Genomic DNA, 18,035 nt, shown 5'->3' on the forward strand with positions numbered 1-18,035 from the left:
TTTTTCAATAATATTTTTGATAGTATTCGATATAACTATCTAAAGTTTTTTGGTTGGCTAATTTATCCAGATTTTCCCGGGTAATGATAAAAAAACTGTATTTATCCTTTGGTACCTTCATAATATCCGGCATTAGCGGGATAATGGAACGGGCGTAATTTTTAACATCGTCCAGGTTATAAAAACGGCCTACAAATATCAGCTGACTATCGTTGCCAACAGGTTTCAAGTCGTGCTTAATAGCGCTGCCCGAAAAACGGGTCCGGTTAAACTGCCCTATACCAAAACGTGATGATGACAGGTTAGTTGTACCGGTACTTACATTTACCACAAAATAGTAATTTGTGCTATCGCGTAAGCTAAATATATACGTTGCCGCGGTTGCCGGCAGAGGGTTTGTAGGTGCTGGCGGCAGGGCTTGTTTAGCCGCGGCAAACTGGTCAAGTAATTTCCTTACCGAATCAACGCTTGGCGCTGTGTTGGCGGCAACCTGTTGTTTGGGTAGCTGAACAACTGTTTTAACCGAATCCTTGCGTAATAAAACTCTGGTACTTACCGATGTTTTAATGGAATCCTTGCGGGATAACACCACAGCGCTAACCGGCGGCTTAACAGGTACTGTTGTTTTAGGCTTATCGGCTGGCGGAGCTGGTTTTGCTACGGCTACCGGTGGTGTTACAGGTTTCCGCACCTCGGGTATCAACGCAACCGTGGGCGAGGGATGATACTCCGGGCGGTATTCTGTTTGTTTTTGATAAGCCACCGGCGGGGTAAACGGTATATCGTTAACATCGTTACCGGTTAATACCACAGTACGTGTTTCCATTTCTACCCTGTTCGAGTCGATATAAGTTAAATGCTGGGTGGCTAACGGTGTTACCAGTTTATCATCCGGGTATTTGGCTACTATTTGCTGCAAATCGGTCATGAAAGGTGTCAGCTTTTCCTGGTGGCCGGCCGCTATGGTACGTAAATAAAATAGCTGGGCTGCAAAGCGGTTATCGGGGTATTTGGTCAATAAATCGTTTGCCTGCGTAATCACTTCCGCATATTTTCTTTGCACATACAGGTCATAAACGCTGTTATACAAAGCGGTAAACCCGGCATCGGCATCGTCAAGGTGTTTACTATATTCAGGATCGAGGATGATTTTGGCAAAAACACTTTGACTGAATTCTTTCAGGATCATATTCTTATAAGCCTCGGATTTGGTTGCATCCACATCGGCATAAAGGCGATACAGGTTATAATAAACGGCCGCTTTATCGCTGCTTTTAGGGAAACGTGTTAATATAGCTTCGTACGTTGTAATAGCTTCTTTTTTATCGCCCAATAAATCGCGGTAAAAATTGGCCATATCCATGTAGGCGTTGTAAACGCGAATGTTCGACCTGTTAAGCAAATCCGGTGTTAATGGCAGGTTTTTAATTAAATCCTGCCGGTAGCTGCCCGCGTCGCCATTAGTTTTTGTAGCTGCGTCCTGGGGTGTTTGTGCAAAGGGGTCTTCCACAGGCGACGACATTACAGCGGCTCCATTGGCCGCTATATTTGTAGCCGATCGTTTACTGCGCCGCCAGTTATCTTCCAGTTTGCGGTTGCCCCATTGCCTTTTAAAATCATTTACACCAAGGCCTATGGCAGTTGGGTTATAAAAATAAAATGTGCTGCTGCCACTTTTGTTTGCCTGCTGATTATTGAGGTTATTGCTGCCGCGGCTATTTTCAAACTGGCCGTTGTTGGCTGCCGTAGTTACAGCAGCCACTTTATCCTGCAATATTTTATGGTTAACCATGGCATCAATTCGGGCAGTTCGCGTTTGCTCGTCAAGTGCGGCAAGCATTTGCAAAGTGTCCTCGCGGCCGATGGTTTGCAGCAGGCCGGTTAGTATTTGCAGGTTATTGGCTTTTTTGCGGATGATTTGGTAACCGGGATAGGTTGGCGCCAGGTAGGTAAGTGTACTATCGTAATAAAGCTTGGCCCCGGCATAATCGGCCTTATTTTTAAAATCGATATCGGCGATGCGTAGGTACGAGAGGCCTTTTTGATTTTGGTTTTTAACGCTGTTACGTACCGATAGCTGATAGTTTTTTACAGCACCGTCAATATCGCCGGCGGCGTAAAGTTGCTGCGCTACCTGGTAGTAAATCTGATCGGTAAATTCCTTGTTATTTTGGTTTTTAAGCAGCTTGCGCAGCCGTTCAATTTTATTTTGTTTGACGCCGTTTTCCTGGTCTTGCAGGCGGATGCGGTTTAGGTTGGCGTTAAAAGCCATCTCGAACGATGAATTGCTTTTAGCAATGCCGGCGTAATTAACTATAGCAGCATCGGGTTTTTGATTAAGCTCCTGTAACTGGGCCAAAATGAACGTCCAGCGAAGTTTCAGCTCACCGTCGTGGCAAAGTTTTAGGGCGGTTTTGGCGCTTTCCTCGGCGGCAGGGTAATCTTCTGTATTAATATAATATTGCAGCTGTGTAGCGTAAATGCCTGCCGGAATACTTTTTTTAGGGTTGATGTTTTTGATGGCGGTATCTATGGCCACTTTGGCTTCAGCCGGGTTATTGAGGTACAGGAGCGCCCGGCCTTTCCATATCAAAGCTTCCTGCTTAAGGTTAGCCTGCTTGCCGTATGATGCAATCACGTAGTTAAAGTACTCAACGGCATCAAAGTAGTTACCTTCCAAAAAGCGCGCTTTGCCCATAACCAGGTAAGCATCGCCTAAATAATGGCTTTGTTCTTTAATATTGATGATCTTGTTGGCTTTGCTAAAGGCCAGTTCCAGGTCTTTATCGGCAGTGGCGCTTTGTGATACGGTATCGGGGTAAACATTTAGCAGTTCGTTATACGAGTCAACAAAACCGGCGGCATAGCTTTCCTGCTTAAGGCGCAGCAGTTCGTTGGCATTAAACAGTATATTGTAATGCGCCGTAAGGTTTTGCATCTGGCGGTTAAAACCGCTTTCCTTTTCGAGCGAGCAACCTGCTATGATGAATAATAGCGCGGGCAATAATAATTTACGTGGTGTAGATAGGGAAAATATGCTCACTCGCCTCAAAATATGTTCTGGTTATAAAAGCATTGCTAAAATACTAAAGATTATACAATAGGTTTAATAAATTTGCGCATGGCCCAAAACGAAAAAGGTGACGATAAGGATAACGCTGGTAAGGAAGTAAACAGCTATACCAAATTTAGCGGTGTGGCTTTCCAGATGATAGCTGTTATTGGCGTGTTTGCCTTTGCCGGTTACAAAATAGACCAGGCCGGTAACCATCAAACCAAATGGGCCACGGCCGCTTTATCGCTTGTTGGCGTATTTATTTCATTGTACATTGTTATCAGATCCGTAAAGAGTTGAAACTACTTCCTACCGCATTATCTTTTCTTGTATTTATTGTTATTATTTCGTTACCTCCGTTGGTTTCGGGCTATGCCGGATATCCCGGTTTACTTATAGAGAAGTTTTGGCTGCTGTTTTTTTTTGTTGGCGGGCTTACCTTTTTTACGGTAATGGCCATTGTTTTTGTAGGCCAAATTAACAAAGAAATGTACGCGCAGGCCTTTTTGGCGGCTACTACGGTTAAGATATTGGCCTGCTTGTTTTTTGTGCTCTTTTTTTTGAAGAAAAACGTAGTAAACCGGTACGTTTTTGCCGGCGATTTTTTTTACGTATATTTTCTAAATATGGCCTTTGAAATTTATGGTTTGTTACGTAACTTGCGCAACCAAAAAATAAGGTAGAAAACTTCATTTAGATGTATAACAGCTCGATTTTGAACTCAAAAATATTTAAAACATTCCTGATTTCCGCGCTTTTTTTGATGTTAGGTGTAATGCCTACACTATCATTCTCGCAAGAAAATGCTAAAAAAGAAGAGTCAAAACCTTTCGATCCGAAAGAAGTAGTATTTGAACATATCGGCGATTCGCACTTCTGGCCAGTATCAATTCCGTTGATGGGCGAGCACTTTATTTCGTTGCCGGTGATATTGTATACTGATAAAGGATTGGAAATTTTCTTGTCTGGTTCTTTGTTAAAAGAAGAGGGTAAAGAAGAAGGTCCGGTTTATAAAGGCAAATACTATAGCTATAAGCTTGAAGGCAACAAAATTGTGGCCGTAAATGAAGCCGGCGAAGTAGATAAAACCGCCAAAGTTTATGATTTTTCAATCACCCGTAACGTAGCCAGTATGTGGATGGGCATGATTATTTTGTTAATCGTTTTCTTCGCGGTTGCATCCGGTTATAAAAAACGTGCAGGAAAAGCGCCAAAAGGCATCCAGGCTTTGTTAGAACCGGTTATACTTTTTGTACGCGACGATGTGGCTATCCCCAACATTGGTATTAAGCATGGTAAGTACATGCCGTTATTGCTTACTATATTCTTTTTTATATTAATCAATAACCTGCTGGGCCTGGTTCCGTTTTTTCCGGGAGGCTTTAACTTAACTGGTAATATTGCTGTAACCATGGTGTTATCGGTGATTGTGCTTATCGTTATCAATTTTAGCGGTAACAAATACTACTGGAAGCACATTTTTACTCCAGATATCCCTGTTTGGTTATATCCGATCATGGTACCTGTTGAGATTATCGGTATCATTTCAAAGCCTTTCGCGTTAATGATCCGTTTGTTTGCCAACATTACCGCAGGCCACATTATCGTACTAAGTTTAATATCACTGATCTTTATCTTTAAAACCGCATGGATGTCGACAGTATCTGTTCCGTTTGTGGTGTTTATGGATATGATAGAATTGCTTGTGGCATTTTTGCAGGCGTTCATTTTTACGATGCTTACCTCCCTGTTTATCGGGATGGCTGTTGAAGAGCATCACCATTAATCTGAATTAATTATAATTATATATACACGTTTAAATTATCAAACAATGATTGGAATGATTGGAACAATTGCACAGGCTGTAGCTGCAGCAGGCGTTACAGGTAAAATTGGTGCAATTGGCGCAGGTTTAGCCGTTATTGGTGCTGGTATCGGTATTGGTTCTATCGGTGGTAAAGCCGTTGAAGGTATCGCCCGTCAGCCAGAAGCTGCCTCAAAAATTCAAACTAACATGATCATCGCTGCAGCCCTTGTTGAAGGTGTTGCTTTGTTTGCCGTGGTAGTAGCTTTGCTCTAATTAAGTTTAGGCAAAAAAGAAAAGAACAACCCGGGGCGATTGGCTCCGGGCTTGTTTAATCCCTTAAAAAAACATTATACAAGTAATAGCTATACAGAATTATGGATTTAGTTACTCCCGCATTAGGCTTAGTTTTCTGGACAACGATATCATTCGTGGTACTGTTGATTATTTTAAGAATATTTGCCTGGAAGCCGATCTTAAGTGCATTAAGTGAGCGTGAACGTTTTATTGAAGATTCGCTTCAGAAAGCCGAAGCTGCCAAAGAAGAAATGTCCCGTTTAACTAACGAGAATGAATCGTTACTAAAACAAGCCCGTGCCGAGCGCGATCAGATCCTTTCTGATGCCCGCAAGGTTAAAGACCAGATGATTGTTGATGCTAAAGAATTGGCACACAAAGAAGGCGCGCGCATGATTGAGCTTGCCCGTGTTGAAATTAACAATCAGAAAGCCATAGCCATGGCCGATGTTAAAAACCAGGTAGCCACCCTGTCGCTACAAATTGCCGAGAAAGTGTTGCGCAAGCAATTTGAAGATCAGCAAAAACAAGACGAGCTTGTAAGCCAGTTATTAAAAGAAGTTAAATTATAATTTCGGATTTCGGAATTGGGATTTCGGATTTGGAAATCGCAATTTTCAGAATTATTATTTAAATAGAGATTTGGGTTGGAGGATCGGAAAATAAATCCGAAATCGAAAATCCGAAATCCCAAATAAGAAAAATATGTCAGAATTAACGGTAGGAACCAGGTACGCTAAATCCCTTATTGATCTTGCACAGGAACAAAACAGTGTTGACGTGATTAAGGCTGATATGGATCTTTTTATCCATACCTTAAAGGCAAGCCCGGAGCTTAAAGCGGTTTTGAGCAACCCGATCATCGCCCACAGCAAAAAAACCAAAATACTTGATGCCGTATTTTTAGGTAAAGTGAATAAGGTTACCATCGCGTTTTTTAAACTGATGGTTGATAAAGGCCGTGGCGAGGTTTTATATACAACTGCACATGAGTATATAAACCAGTTTAACATTAAAAAGCACATCACTAAAGCTAAGGTTACATCGGCTACCGAATTATCGGCTGCTAACAAAGCCGTGCTTACTGCCGAAGTGCAAAAAGCTGTTGGTGGTACCGTAATACTGGATGCACATGTTGATCCGTCGCTGATTGGTGGTTTTGTATTAACCGTTGGCGACAGGCAGGTTGATACCAGCATTGCTGCAAGCTTGAAAAAATTGAAAAAAGAATTTGCCCTGAAGGTGATTCAATAATAGTAAAAACAAAACTCTAAATAAATTTAAACAATGGTAGAGGTAAGACCAGACGAAGTATCGGCAATTTTGCGTCAGCAATTGGCAGGCTTCAAGTCAGAATCTGAATTAGAAGAAGTGGGTACCGTACTCCAGGTAGGTGACGGTATTGCACGCGTTTATGGATTAACAAAAGTACAATCAGGTGAGCTTGTTGAATTTGGAACAGGTTTACAGGGTATCGTACTTAACCTTGAAGAAGATAACGTGGGTGTGGTATTGTTGGGTAAATCTGACGATATTAAAGAAGGTGATACCGTTAAACGTACCAACCGTATTGCATCAATAAACGTAGGCGAAGGCATGCTTGGCCGTGTTGTTGATACTTTAGGTAACCCAATTGACGGTAAAGGACCGATTGTTGGCCAAACATACGAAATGCCTTTGGAGCGTAAAGCGCCAGGTGTTATCTACCGTCAGCCGGTTACCGAGCCTTTGCAAACTGGTATTAAAGCTATCGATGCGATGATCCCTATCGGCCGTGGCCAGCGTGAGTTGGTTATTGGTGACCGCCAAACTGGTAAAACTGCGGTTTGTATCGATACCATCATCAACCAAAAAGAATTTTATGATGCCGGCAAGCCGGTTATCTGTATATATGTTGCCTGCGGTCAAAAAGCATCAACAGTAGCAAACATTGTTCGCACATTGGAAGAAAATGGTGCTATGCCATTCTCTATCGTAGTTGCTGCAAATGCTTCCGACTCTGCTACCATGCAGTTCTTTGCTCCTTTTGCAGGCGCTGCTATCGGCGAGTACTTCCGCGATACTGGTCGCCCTGCATTGATCATCTATGATGATTTATCAAAACAGGCAGTAGCTTACCGTGAGGTGTCGTTGTTGTTACGTCGTCCACCGGGCCGTGAGGCTTATCCTGGTGATGTATTTTACCTGCACAGCCGTTTATTGGAGCGGGCCGCTAAAATCAACTCCAATGATTCTATCGCGCAGCAAATGAACGATCTTCCGGAGTCTATCCGTGGAATCGTAAAAGGTGGTGGTTCGTTAACCGCGTTACCTATTATCGAGACACAGGCTGGCGACGTATCTGCATACATCCCAACCAACGTAATTTCGATTACCGATGGTCAGATCTTCCTGGAGTCTAACTTATTCAACGCTGGTATCCGTCCGGCCATCAACGTGGGTATCTCGGTGTCACGTGTAGGTGGTAACGCACAGATCAAATCGATGAAGAAAGTGGCTGGTACTTTAAAGCTTGACCAGGCTCAGTTCCGCGAGTTAGAGGCCTTCTCTAAATTCGGATCAGACCTTGATGCTTCAACAAAATCGGTGTTGGATAAAGGTGTTCGTAACGTAGAAGTATTGAAGCAAGGACAATTTTCGCCGGTAACAGTTGAAAAACAAGTAGCTATCATTTACTTAGGTACCAAAAACCTGATGCGTAATGTACCGGTAAAAGATATCAGGAAATTCGAATTAGAGTTCACCAGTCAGTTAGAAGAGCGTCATCCGGAAGTATTAGCTGCCCTTAAAGCAGGTAAATTCGACGATCAGATAACAGGAGTACTGGAAACAGTAGCTAAAGAACTGGCAGGAAAGTACTAAATATGCAAATGTGCAGATTCCAGATGTGCAGATGATTTGCGCATCCGGAATCTAAACATAAATAATAACCAGTGTGGTGTAGCAATTTGCACATCTGCACATCTGAAATTTGCACATCTTAAAGAATGGCTAATTTAAAAGAAGTAAGAAACAGGATAAAGTCTGTAACGTCGACCCAGCAGATCACCAAGGCCATGAAAATGGTTTCGGCAGCTAAGCTGAAACGTGCTACAAACGCTATTGTTCAATTGCGTCCATACGCCAATAAGCTGAAAGACCTTTTGGCAAACTTATCGGAAAGTTTGGAGGATGGCGCATCACCATACCTACAGGAGCGTGAGCCGGTACGTGTATTGGTGGTTGTGGTATCATCAAATCGCGGTTTGGCAGGTGCTTTTAATGCCAACGTTATTAAAACGGCCAACAACCTTATTGCCGAAAAATACAGCAAGCAACTGGCAGCCGGCAACGTTTCGATAGTAGCGATTGGTAAAAAAAGCCAGGAGTTTTACGAAAGGCGCAAATACAATGTAATTGGCAATAATAACGATTTGTACCTTGACCTTAACTTCGAGAATGCTTCAAAAATTACTGAAAGCATTATGGAAGGTTTTGTGAATGGCAAATATGATAGGGTGGAGTTGGTATATAACCATTTCCGTAATGCTGCTGTACAGTTTTTAATTGCAGAGCAGTTATTACCGGTTCCAAAACCTGAGAAAAAAGAGGCTATAAAAGCCGCCAATGTTGATTACATCCTGGAGCCAAGTCAACGGGAAATTGTAGAGCAGCTGATTCCTAAAAACATCAAAATCCAGTTATACCGTGCGGTATTAGATTCAAATGCATCTGAACATGGCGCCCGTATGACAGCTATGGACAAAGCAACCGAAAACGCCGGCGAATTGCTGAAAGCTTTAAAACTTTCATATAACCAGGCCCGCCAGGCGGCTATTACTACCGAGCTTACCGAAATTGTAAGCGGCGCCGCAGCACTGGCCGGATAAACAAGCCCTTTATAAACTTATTTTATATGGCCCCCTTGTAAAAGGGGGCTTTTTTGTGTTTTATAGGCAGATTCTTGATTGATAGATATGCGATCGTACTTAATTTATAAGACAATGGTAGTTGTACTGATACGAAATTAAATACGGAAATATAATCCCACAGAATTGCGCCGAAATGAGGATTAAAATATAAAAAAGATATAGGTAAAACGATTTATGCGAAGAATTTTGGCAGAAAATGGCGATAGCCATAACCCTTACAAATCTTGTTTTACTTAACTAAGGCTTAAATTACTGGTAGAAGTTCGGGTATAGTTAACTATTTAATTGCCTTTTTATTCAATTTTTGACCTGAAATTCGCGTTTTTAAGGCTTTTTAAGATAAAAAGGCTCATATTTGCGCTAAAAAGATACTTTGCTCTGTGTTTAATCGTCAATTAAGATGAATTTTTTATGAATTTTTGATATTTTAAAAAAAATTACATTTTTTGGTGTAAAAAGATGCAGATTTTTCTTTATTTTTAATAAAAAGTCGGTACTGTTAAAAATTTTATTTTATTGTTGGCGCGTTGGTGCGAAAATCATAATTTAGAAAATTAACTTAACTGATTTTTATACAATGAAAAAACTTCTATTCACGAGTTTGTGTTTTCTGTTGTTATGCTTAACGCAGGTGCACGCACAAAACCGTACCGTTACTGGTACGGTTACAGCCAAAGACGATGGCCTACCCATCCCGGGGGTAACAGTAATTGTAAAAGGTACTACCTTGGGTACCCAAACCAATGCCGCCGGTAAATTTTCATTAAGCGTTCCGGCAAACGCTACCCTTACTTTTAAGTTTATTGGTTACAAAACAGTTGAAATGCCTGCCGTAGATCCTATTACTGTAGTGCTTACATCGGTAAGTAACCAGTTGGGCGAGGTTGTGGTAACGGGTGCGTTTAACACCAAGCAAACTTCACGCTCCATTTCTTATGCAGCACAGGTTGTAAAGTCCGATGCCTTAAACACTATTCGCCAGCCAAACGTTAACAATGCTTTGGCAGGTAAGGTTGCAGGCCTTCAGATTCGCAGCCAGTCGGTAGGTGCTTTGGGCCGTAACACACAAGTAAGGCTTCGTGGTGCTACCGGTTTCGGTAACAGCTCAGGTGCACTGTATGTTGTGGATGGTACTATTCTGCCAAACTCCGATGACCTTAACCCCGATGATGTTGAAAATATCACTGTATTGCAAGGTCCTGCTGCCTCAGCGCAGTTTGGTTCTGCGGGGGCAAATGGTGCTATCGTTATTACTACTAAAAGAGGTGGCAAAGTTAAAGGTGTTGGAATCGAGTTAAATGCCGGTGTAAACTTTGATAAGGTTTACATATTGCCTAACTACCAAAACACTTATGCCGGCGGTGCGGCTGCAGATTTAATGCAGTATCATTACAAAGCGGGCGATCCTGAAGGATGGAAAGCTTTGGATGGTAAATTCTACCCGGATTATACAGACGATAGCAGCTGGGGCCCTAAAATGGTTGGGCAGGAGTATATTCCATGGTATGCATGGGCTCCGGGAACCAAATATTCGTTTAAAACGGCCAGCCTTGTTGCCCAGCCAAACAACGCGCGCAATTACTTCGAAACAGGTACTACCCTTAATAATGGCATTGCTTTCACAAAATCGGCCGACGATTATAACATCAGGATGTCGTACAACAATCAACATGTAAATGGTATAGTACCGTATACCGCCCTGATGAAAAACGTATTTAATTTGAATGTTAACTACGATTTAGGAAAACACTTTACTGTTGGCGCCAACGTTAATTTTGTTAGCCAGAAGGTACATGGTAATATAAGCGATGGTTACGCCAATGCTTCTACCGGTAACTTTAACCAGTGGATGCACCGCGACCTTGATATGGGTATCATGAAGGAATTAAAAGACCTGACAAGCCCAGATGGTACATTGGTAAGCTGGAACCACCAGAACCCAACATCATACACTGCCGACGATCCTGGTTATTTTTATGCCGGTAACTACTGGTACAACATGTATAAAATAGCCGAGCTGAATACCAAAGATAATCAGCGCGACCGTTTTTATGGTAACGTGTATTTACAGTATAAGCTTAACAAGGATTTTAATATTAAGGCAACTTACCGTAAAAATTCAAGAAGCGAATGGCAGGAAGAATTCATTCCTGCTATCCTTCAAAAAAGCGGATCACAAACAGGTGTAAAAAATTATTACCGTACTTACAATGTTTATGAGAACCGTGAAAACTACGAGTTGCTGGCAAACTACAACAAACAGATTGCTGATTTTAAAATTGATGTAAATGCAGGTAGCGATATTTATAACAGGAGCTACAAGGATAATGGTGGTAACACTGTTGATGGTTTAAGCATCCCCGATCTTTATAATATAACTAACTCGGTTAGCGCGCCATCAGTTTTTAACACCCGTACAAACGAGCAATACAGGGCATTATTTGCAAAGGCTACATTAGGCTACAAAAACTTTTTATTTATAGATGGAACTGTACGTAACGATTGGTTTTCCTCATTATTCCCTCAGGATAACAGCGTATTAGCTAAGTCATTTGGTGGTTCATTCGTATTCAGCGAGCTATTGCCACAGTTTAATAACTGGTTAAGTTTTGGTAAGGTAAGGCTATCTTATGGTGAAACCCCACAAGCGCTTGCAACTGCTACCGATAACTACGGCGGATACAGGAATAACACTGTTTACGGTGTTAACCAATACAAATTTGGTACAAATATATTAATGAATACTCCCGACCAAAGTGTTGACCCGGCCTTACACGGTGCTGTGTTCAAACAAACAGAGGTAGGTTTGGATTTAAGGTTCCTTAACGATAGGTTAGGTTTATCTGCTACTTATTATGCAGGTACAGATGTTGATTTCCCAGCATCAGTTACCGTTAACCCTGCCAGCGGTTTTTCAAGCATATTAACCAACTTTGGTAAAATTCAAAGAAAAGGTATCGAACTTACCTTAAGTGGCACACCGGTACGCATCAACAACTTTAACTGGGACGTAACCATCAATGGCGCACGCCAGCTACAAAATAAAGTTGTAGAGGTTAGCAAAAAATATGGTGTAACCCGTTACACTAATCCGAGTGACCAGGTTTGGGGAACAGATATGCCTTACATGGTTTTCCAGGAAGGTAAAGAGTGGGGCCAGATATATGGCAACGGCATAAAACGTAATGCAGCCGGAGTTCCAATTATTGCCGCTAACGGTATGTATGCTAATGATCCGAACGTGTATTTTGGCAGCGTGCTTCCAAAATGGACTGGTGGTATCCAAAACTCATTCACCATTTTTAAGAGCTTTGTGCTTAATGCCAATATCGATTACCAGGTTGGCGGTAAATTTGTTTCATTATCAAACAGGTGGGGACAGTTTAGCGGGTTAACTGCTGCAACTGCCGCGCTTAATGATAAAGGGGTTCCGGTTCGTGACCCTGTAGCCGACGGTGGTGGTGTTAAAGTTAGCGGTGTTGACGCGGATGGTAAATCTGTTTCTAACTACATTGATGCTAAAACCTATTTCCAGGGTTTAACTAACAACAAAACTTACGATTCATATATCTATGATTTAACATTTGTTAAACTTCGTGAGGTTTCCATCGGTTACAAAATACCGGTAGCTAAATTAGGTTTAGGAAAAGTTATCCAGTCGGCAAGGTTTGATATTACCGGGCGTAACTTGTTATTGATCTATGCCAAATCAAAAGATTACGATCCTTCTGAAATTAGCTCGCAACAAGGTGAAACGGGCCAGTTACCAGGCACAAGGGGTTTAGGTTTTAATCTTAAGGTAACCTTCTAAGCAAACACAAATTAGATTCAACGAAAATGAAAAAGAGATATATTTATACACTAACAGCCGCGTTTGTTTGGTTAGGCACGGGCTGTAACAAGTTGAAAGACTTTGGTAGCGTTAACCAAAATCCTACCGCAACAACACAGCCTATTGTAGCTGGGTTGTTAACCAATGCCCAGGTAAGTGTTACTGGTCTGTCGTCAACAGGTACCCCTGCAATATCAGGAGGCCAGTACGCGCAATTTTTTACTGAAACCCAGTATTCTGGTACATCGTTATATACTTTACCTCAGAATGATTTTACACCTTACTACTCCGGCCCGTTATATGATTTGCAGAATATCATTAACCTTAACCAAAGCAAGGCATCATCTGCGGTAGCCAAAATTTTGCAACAATATATATTTTGGGTAGTAACAGATTCATGGGGCGAAGTTCCTTACAGCGACGCGTTAAAGGGCTTAACCGCTATTCAGCCGAAATATGATACGCAGGAGGCTATTTATAAGGGCATAATAGCCACTTTAACATCTGCCCAGGCCGAGCTTGATGGCTCGTCGTTGGCAGGAGATGTAATTTACGGTGGTGATGTTGCCTCGTGGAAACGTGCTGCAAACTCAATAAAATTGTTGGCGGCTGTTCAACTGTCAAAGGTTGTGCCTGCTGCAAGCGGTTACGCTGCAACAGCCGTTAAAGAAGCTATTGCTGCCGGCGTTATCGAATCAAACAGCCAGAATATGAAAGTAACTTTCCCCGGTGGCGGTATCAAAAGCCCCTGGTATAACTTGTACGATGGCCGTAAGGATTTTGCAGAATCTGCTACCATGACCGATATACTTAAAGGCCTTAATGATACCAGGCTTAGCGTATACGGTGGTAAAAGCGAGGCCATCGGCAACACAGAATCATCTGATATTGGTGTAACCTACGGTTTGGCCCGTAACAACGTGCTGGCATTTATTGAAGCTAATCCCAACTGGGCGCGTGTAATGCGTGGCGATTTCCGTACAACTACCGGCTCGGTAACTATTGTTACTGCGGGTGAGGTTTACCTTGCAAGGGCAGAGGCGGCGTCATTAGGATGGACCTCAGAAGTTGTTGCAACTGATTACGTGGCTGGTATCACAGCTTCAAACGGTCAATGGGGCTTAGCTGCACCAACCGCTGCCTATATTGCAGCTGCACCTCCAACCATTGCCAACATCACCATCCAAAGGTGGATTGCAAGTTACCCTGATGGGCACCAGGCATGGGCTATCTGGAGAAAGTCGGCTACTACTGCTAATCCAAAAGGTTACCCTGCACTTAATCCTGCACCAGATGCTGTTAATGCTTCTAAAAAGATTGTAAGCCGCTTTGTATATCCTACAAATGAGTATAGCTCTAATGAAATTAATGTAAAAGCTGCGGTTGCCAGGCTTACAGGTGGTGACACCCAGGACGCTCACGTATGGTGGGATGTAGACTAATCAATTGTAACTATTAATAAAAAAGACATGAAAAGGAATAAATTTTTAAATCATATTCTTCTTGCCTGCTCTGTTTTGGTAATGTTTTCTGCCTGCCGTAAGGTGCCGGCTGGCGACTTATCAAATGAGAACCCAACAGCAGGAACCAGCTATATTGGTATCCCTACCGGTATGGAAAATTCGAATTTTTTCGACCCATTTACTGACATAAAAACAGTAAATGTGTTCACCGTTAAAAAAGATGCGGCAAATAATACAGACCTTAAAAAGCCCGAGAAAATTGTGTTAACTGCCCTGCCTGATGCCATAACTAAATACAATGAGAAAAATGGCAAATCGGTTGAATTATTGCCTCAATCATTTTATACACTGGGTACCGGAGCTGATATAACACAGGCTTCAAGTGGTAATCTTACATTTGCATTCGCCTCAGGCGATTTTTCTAAGGACTTCATTATAAAGCTTAATGGCAGCAAATTGGATCTATCTAAAACATATGCGTTGGCGTATAAAATTACCAGCACTGATGGGTTAGCTATTCATGCTGCAAGTAAAGATACCATGTACGCATTTTTCAGCGTGAAAAATAAATGGGATGGTGTTTACCAGGTAACCAGCGGAACAATGGTTGATAAGACTAATGCTGCATTTACTCACCCCAATAACTGGTTAGCAGTTTATGGTATTTCAGACAACGGATCGCCGACCAATGGCCCCATGGAATACGAATTGAGGACCATATCTGCCACGCAGTGTGTACTGTATGATAATTATATCTTTGGTACTGTGGCTACGCCAATAACAACCGGTACAGCTTCTGATAATATAAGTTATTATGGTAGTTTCGGATTGATTTTAACCTTTGACCCTGCTACCAATAAAGTGGTAAGTGTGACCAATTATTACGGACAACCTGCTGGTAATACCCGTTATGCTCAACTGGATCCAAGTGGTGCTAATGTTTATGATCCAAGTTCCAAAACTGTCACAATTAAGTATAATATGTGCCAGCCATCGGTAATAGCTGATCCGCCATTTGTCAGAACAACCTGGGACGAAGTTTGGACTTATAAAGGTGCGAGGGAATAAACTGATAAGATAACATGATAAAAAATATCGAACCTGCAGGTAACGCGTACTGTGTTGTTCAGGAAGATATTGCCCATAAATAAAATCTTGTTCTATAGTTAATTAAAAGGGCTGCCCGGTTTGGGTAGTCCTTTTTTATTTGTGAAGATTTTCCACATTTAGCCACTATAGCTTAGTGTTTCTTAACTTATAGAGCCCTTATCATCAATAGCCATCAACAATATAATTCATTTCGGCCAAGCAAAATGCTGTTGTTAATAGCTGCATTTTATTTGACGTTAATTTCCTTACTTGTTTTATGTCAAAATCAATTATTCGGCAGTTGTTGGGTCGATGATAGTTGAAACTTTACTTACCGAGTTTGCCGGGAATCCGCCCTGCGCGGCATGTTCTCTAACCATATCCTCGTTGGGTGCGTTATAAATGCAATATATTTTATCATCGGTAACATAGCTTTGCACCCACTGAATTTGAGGACCCATACTGCTCAATACTCCGCATGATGTTTGCGAAATGGCTTTCAACTGTTCGGCCGAAAGATTACCCGCTCCGGGTATTTCTCTTTCAATTACATACTTTGGCATAATGTTTTTAGATTTTTAATTTATGTTTATAACACATTAAAGTTATAAAACAATTAATGGTTAATTGGAGAAATTACTACTTTTTTTCTGCTAATCAATGAGTTAGGTTTATATGTTGGCAAGCCAACTTCAAAAAATATCTCGTAAACCATGCCTTTTCGGCTTGGCGGTTTTATTATACCTTTACGTTATTAATAGCTAACAAAATTAATGCAGGATACCGCCATCAATAATGTGCAGCCCGTTGCTAAGCAAAACAAGCTTATTATCTATTTTTTATTGTTATGGACAGCGCTGAACATCCTGCAGGCCGCCACCCTGGAGGTGCACGCCGATGAGGCCTACTACTGGCTCTATTCGCGATTTATGGATTGGGGTTATTATGACCACCCGCCCATGGTGGCTGTATTTATCCGTGCGGGCTACGGATTAATCCATAACAGTTTTGGCCTGAGGCTGCTTACCGTTATATGCAGCAGTTTATCACTTTGGTTTATCTGGCTCACGCTTAAAAAATATAGGGTAGATGCGCTTACGTTTATCCTGGTAGTATCCGGTATTTTTGTGTTTCATATTTATGGCTTTATTACCACGCCCGATGCGCCACTGCTTATTTTTACGGTGCTGTTCCTGTTTTTTTTACAGCAATACCTTGAACAGGATGGCTGGAAGCTGGCGCTGATACTGGGCATAATAGCTGCATGTTTGCTGTACAGTAAATACCACGGCATATTGCTATTGGGCTGTACGGTGATATCAAGTCCTAAATTGTTTAAGCGGGCATCGTTTTATGGCATAGTGGTATTGGCGCTGGTGCTTTTTATTCCCCATATTTTATGGCAGGTTAATAACGAATTCCCGTCTATAAGTTACCACCTGGCCGAGCGCTCGGATAAGCCCTACGATCTGTCTTTTTCCTATAATTATCCGTTAGGACAATTGTTAATGGCCGGCCCTTTAATTGGATGGTTGCTGTTTTACAAAGGCTTTACCCTGCGTATAAAAGATGCTTTTGCCAGGGTGCTACTGGTAAATAGTATTGGCATTCTGCTGTTTTTTTTCCTGACATCGTTTAAAGGCGAGGTGCAGCTGCATTGGACGCTTATTGCCTATGTGCCGTTGTGCATGCTGGCGCTCATTCATTTTACGCAGCCGGGTGGTAAACCAGCCTGGTTTAACCGTTTGGCGATGATTAACATCGGGCTGATTGTTTTTGTAAGGCTGCTGATTATAGCGGGCCCGCCTATACTAAAACAAATGCACGCCCTCCGGATTTTTTACGATTTTAAAGATTGGGCAAAACTGGTGCATGATAAAGCCGACGATAACTACGTAATTTTTAACGAGGGCTTCCAAAACCCATCAAAATATAATTTTTACAACAATACTTTAAAAGGCTTTGATTACGACCCACGCTATTACCGCCGCACACAATACGAGTTTTGGCCGATAGAAGACAGCCTGCAGCACAAACGGGCCTATTATGTATTAGAACATCCTCAGCCGGGTTTCAGCACCGATACCATCAATACACCCGCAGGCACCTGGTACGGCGGCTGGGTAGATGATGTGCGCACCTATCAGAAAATTGAATTTGAGGCAACAGAAAAGGAAGAGGTGGTAGCACCGGGCCAACAAAAGGTTTTTGATTTAACATTTAAAAACCCTTACCGGGTGCCTGTTAGCTTCAGCAACAAAGGCCAGCTGCACCAGGTTATTTTTGAAGCCAGTTTTATTGTAGATACCGACGTGTTCAGCAGCCAAAGGGCCGACGATAGCTTTTACAACATCAGCCTGAAACCGGGTGAAACAACTCACTTTAAGTTTAATGTAACAGCGCCGGCCAAGCCGGGTAAGTACCAATTGGTGTTTTCGTTACTCACCGATCCGTTTAACGGCGGGCGTAACAGCAAGGCAATTGCATATACGGTAAAATAATAAAATCTATTTATTGGGCACCGCAACCAATTTCTGTTATGGCAAAATTCCCTGGCTGGGCGTCATCGTTTAAGCTTAAATAG

14 protein-coding genes are annotated in these 18,035 nt (G+C 42.0%); 12 read left to right on the top strand and 2 right to left on the bottom strand.

Translation table 11 applies throughout. The features are described 5' to 3' along the window. Positions 1-4: 4 nt before the first annotated feature. Entirely contained in the window at positions 5-3,043 is a 3,039-nt protein-coding gene (locus BMX56_RS06205; protein WP_143065375.1) for a type IX secretion system periplasmic lipoprotein PorW/SprE, read from the bottom strand. A 78-nt stretch (positions 3,044-3,121) separates the two neighbouring features. On the opposite strand from BMX56_RS06205, the gene BMX56_RS06210 reads away from it, so the two are divergent. The 11 genes from BMX56_RS06210 to BMX56_RS06260 all read left to right on the top strand — a co-directional run bounded on the left by BMX56_RS06210 (position 3,122) and on the right by BMX56_RS06260 (position 15,430). Next, positions 3,122-3,355, top strand: a complete 234-nt coding sequence (locus tag BMX56_RS06210) for an AtpZ/AtpI family protein (RefSeq protein ID WP_090642508.1) — start codon at positions 3,122-3,124, stop codon at positions 3,353-3,355. Further along, positions 3,352-3,738: a hypothetical protein gene (locus BMX56_RS06215; protein WP_090642510.1), complete on the top strand. Its 387-nt coding sequence runs from the start codon at positions 3,352-3,354 to the stop codon at positions 3,736-3,738. The genes BMX56_RS06210 and BMX56_RS06215 overlap by 4 nt, the downstream gene beginning before the upstream one ends. A gap of 32 nt (positions 3,739-3,770) precedes the next feature. Continuing rightward, positions 3,771-4,841 carry a F0F1 ATP synthase subunit A gene (gene atpB, locus BMX56_RS06220; protein WP_369829629.1) on the top strand — a complete coding sequence of 357 codons (1,071 nt, stop codon included), beginning with the start codon at positions 3,771-3,773 and terminating at the stop codon, positions 4,839-4,841. 54 nt (positions 4,842-4,895) lie between these two features. Beyond that, the gene (atpE, locus tag BMX56_RS06225; RefSeq protein ID WP_090642516.1) at positions 4,896-5,135 is read left to right on the top strand and encodes an ATP synthase F0 subunit C; all 240 of its coding nucleotides are present in this window, start codon (positions 4,896-4,898) and stop codon (positions 5,133-5,135) included. A 101-nt stretch (positions 5,136-5,236) separates the two neighbouring features. Continuing rightward, positions 5,237-5,728, top strand: a complete 492-nt coding sequence (gene atpF, locus BMX56_RS06230; RefSeq protein WP_090642519.1) for a F0F1 ATP synthase subunit B — start codon at positions 5,237-5,239, stop codon at positions 5,726-5,728. Between the two features lie 133 nt (positions 5,729-5,861). Next, positions 5,862-6,410 (top strand): ATP synthase F1 subunit delta, encoded by a 549-nt coding sequence (atpH, locus tag BMX56_RS06235; RefSeq protein ID WP_090642521.1) that lies wholly within the window; start codon positions 5,862-5,864, stop codon positions 6,408-6,410. Between the two features lie 33 nt (positions 6,411-6,443). Beyond that, positions 6,444-8,018, top strand: coding sequence for a F0F1 ATP synthase subunit alpha (gene atpA, locus BMX56_RS06240; protein ID WP_090642524.1), 1,575 nt, complete (start codon positions 6,444-6,446; stop codon positions 8,016-8,018). Positions 8,019-8,143: 125 nt separating this feature from the next. Next, positions 8,144-9,025, top strand: coding sequence for an ATP synthase F1 subunit gamma (atpG, locus tag BMX56_RS06245; RefSeq protein ID WP_090642527.1), 882 nt, complete (start codon positions 8,144-8,146; stop codon positions 9,023-9,025). Positions 9,026-9,644: 619 nt separating this feature from the next. Beyond that, the gene (locus BMX56_RS06250; RefSeq protein WP_090642530.1) at positions 9,645-12,878 is read left to right on the top strand and encodes a SusC/RagA family TonB-linked outer membrane protein; all 3,234 of its coding nucleotides are present in this window, start codon (positions 9,645-9,647) and stop codon (positions 12,876-12,878) included. Between the two features lie 26 nt (positions 12,879-12,904). Further along, positions 12,905-14,341, top strand: coding sequence for a SusD/RagB family nutrient-binding outer membrane lipoprotein (locus BMX56_RS06255; RefSeq protein ID WP_090642533.1), 1,437 nt, complete (start codon positions 12,905-12,907; stop codon positions 14,339-14,341). Between the two features lie 27 nt (positions 14,342-14,368). Then, entirely contained in the window at positions 14,369-15,430 is a 1,062-nt protein-coding gene (locus BMX56_RS06260; protein ID WP_090642536.1) for a DUF1735 domain-containing protein, read from the top strand. A gap of 311 nt (positions 15,431-15,741) precedes the next feature. Here the strand turns inward: BMX56_RS06260 and BMX56_RS06265 are convergent, their stop codons facing one another. Then, positions 15,742-16,014, bottom strand: coding sequence for a DUF4242 domain-containing protein (locus tag BMX56_RS06265; RefSeq protein WP_090642539.1), 273 nt, complete (start codon positions 16,012-16,014; stop codon positions 15,742-15,744). 210 nt (positions 16,015-16,224) lie between these two features. On the opposite strand from BMX56_RS06265, the gene BMX56_RS06270 reads away from it, so the two are divergent. Continuing rightward, entirely contained in the window at positions 16,225-17,952 is a 1,728-nt protein-coding gene (locus BMX56_RS06270) for a glycosyltransferase family 39 protein (RefSeq protein WP_090642542.1), read from the top strand. The last annotated feature ends 83 nt before the right edge of the window (positions 17,953-18,035 follow it).

It is taken from the genome of Mucilaginibacter sp. OK283 (assembly GCF_900110415.1).
In the GTDB taxonomy this organism is placed as follows: domain Bacteria; phylum Bacteroidota; class Bacteroidia; order Sphingobacteriales; family Sphingobacteriaceae; genus Mucilaginibacter.

Excerpts from the sequence above, each read along its gene's own strand:
- atpG (WP_090642527.1), top strand. The coding sequence starts at position 8,144 with ATGGCTAATTTAAAAGAAGTAAGAAACAGGATAAAGTCTGTAACGTCG.
- atpF (WP_090642519.1), top strand. The coding sequence starts at position 5,237 with ATGGATTTAGTTACTCCCGCATTAGGCTTAGTTTTCTGGACAACGATA.
- atpE (WP_090642516.1), top strand. The coding sequence starts at position 4,896 with ATGATTGGAACAATTGCACAGGCTGTAGCTGCAGCAGGCGTTACAGGT.
- BMX56_RS06260 (WP_090642536.1), top strand. The coding sequence starts at position 14,369 with ATGAAAAGGAATAAATTTTTAAATCATATTCTTCTTGCCTGCTCTGTT.
- BMX56_RS06270 (WP_090642542.1), top strand. The coding sequence starts at position 16,225 with ATGCAGGATACCGCCATCAATAATGTGCAGCCCGTTGCTAAGCAAAAC.
- atpH (WP_090642521.1), top strand. The coding sequence starts at position 5,862 with ATGTCAGAATTAACGGTAGGAACCAGGTACGCTAAATCCCTTATTGAT.
- BMX56_RS06210 (WP_090642508.1), top strand. The coding sequence starts at position 3,122 with ATGGCCCAAAACGAAAAAGGTGACGATAAGGATAACGCTGGTAAGGAA.
- atpA (WP_090642524.1), top strand. The coding sequence starts at position 6,444 with ATGGTAGAGGTAAGACCAGACGAAGTATCGGCAATTTTGCGTCAGCAA.
- BMX56_RS06255 (WP_090642533.1), top strand. The coding sequence starts at position 12,905 with ATGAAAAAGAGATATATTTATACACTAACAGCCGCGTTTGTTTGGTTA.
- BMX56_RS06265 (WP_090642539.1), bottom strand. The coding sequence starts at position 16,014 with ATGCCAAAGTATGTAATTGAAAGAGAAATACCCGGAGCGGGTAATCTT.
- BMX56_RS06250 (WP_090642530.1), top strand. The coding sequence starts at position 9,645 with ATGAAAAAACTTCTATTCACGAGTTTGTGTTTTCTGTTGTTATGCTTA.